The 1,192-nt window shown below is 71.6% G+C and carries 1 protein-coding gene and 1 pseudogene; one reads left to right on the top strand and one right to left on the bottom strand.

Annotation, left to right across the window (positions count from 1 at the left end):
- On the bottom strand, nt 1-462 hold a 462-nt coding region (locus tag A8W25_RS29615), incomplete at its 3' end, for a cellulase N-terminal Ig-like domain-containing protein (RefSeq protein WP_324616376.1).
- Nucleotides 463-993: 531 nt separating this feature from the next.
- Between A8W25_RS29615 and A8W25_RS33065 the strand changes: the two are divergent.
- Nucleotides 994-1,192, top strand: a pseudogene (locus tag A8W25_RS33065) (hypothetical protein); the annotation flags it as partial.

The raw sequence follows: 1,192 nt of genomic DNA on the forward strand, positions 1-1,192 counted from the left end.
CAGCGCGGCGTCGATCGCGATGCCGCTGCGCTGCTGGTAGAAGAACGACATGCTGTCGGCGCGCAGTCCGTCGTACAGCGTGGCGGATATGCCGAAGGGATGGCTGGTGCGGTCGCCGACGGCCAAGGTGAAGCCGGTGCCGGTCGCGGTGTACGCGCCGAAGTCCACCAGGTGGGTGGACTGGCCGGACGCCTGGTCGGCGCCGTGCACGGTGGTGGCCCCCGAGGCGACCACGGCACCGGCGGCGTCGCGCAGTTGCCAGGCGAGCGGCCCGGTCGCGGAGCTGACCACCGTGGCCCGCTTGGGGCCGTCGGGCAGATAGCCGAGCTGGTTGACCCGGACGGGGTTGTCGGCAGAAGTGGCGGTGGCAGCGTTGGCCGGGTGCGCCGGAAGCGCGGCGGCGGTCAGACCACCGGCGGCCAGGGCGAGCCCGACGAGCACGGCGGCCGCGCGACGTGGCACGCGGCGGGTAAGGACGACAGGAGGCACGGGTGGGGCCTTCCTCGCGTGGGGGCTGTGGACGGGGGATGAAGGTTGGGAGCGCTCCCACTTCATCAAGCCAGGCTTGCGAGGGACACGTCAAGAGGAAGGCACGGAACGGCAGTTGGCCCGATGGGCGTTGCCGTCGGGCGTCCACCGGTCGGCCCGGGTGGTCAGGCGGTGCGACCAGGAGAGCAGGCTCCAAGGCGGCCCCGGCAGCCGGAAGGCCGACGGCCGGGGCGAGGGCGAAGGGGTCAGGAGACGGTGCCGGTCACCGAGGTTCCGGTCCGGGTGACGTGGTAGGTGTGTACGTGGCGACTGCCTCGGCGCGGCGGCATGGCCGAGCGCGGCATCCTGCTGCGAGTCTTCCACCTCGGGCGATGTTCGAGGAGGGCATGGGCCACGACTATCTGGTGCGCCGCCCGGACGGCAGTGTGTGGCAGTGGGACCTGTGGCAGCCCGGTACGGCGCTGGTGGACGTCACCAACCCTGCTGCCCGCGACTGGTACCTCGCCAAAAGCCGCGCACCCTGCCCTCGACCGGCAGTACATGCTCGGCGACGATCTGCTCGTCCCCCCGGTCTTCACCGACGACGGCACGGTGGAGTACTACGTGCCCGAAGGGACGTGGACCAACGTCCTGACCGGCGCTCGGATCACCGGGCCTCGCTGGGTCCGTGAACAGCACGGCTTCCCTCCCTTGCCGCTCCTCG

It is taken from the genome of Streptomyces sp. ERV7, assembly GCF_001653515.1.
Taxonomy (GTDB): Bacteria; Actinomycetota; Actinomycetes; order Streptomycetales; family Streptomycetaceae; genus Streptomyces.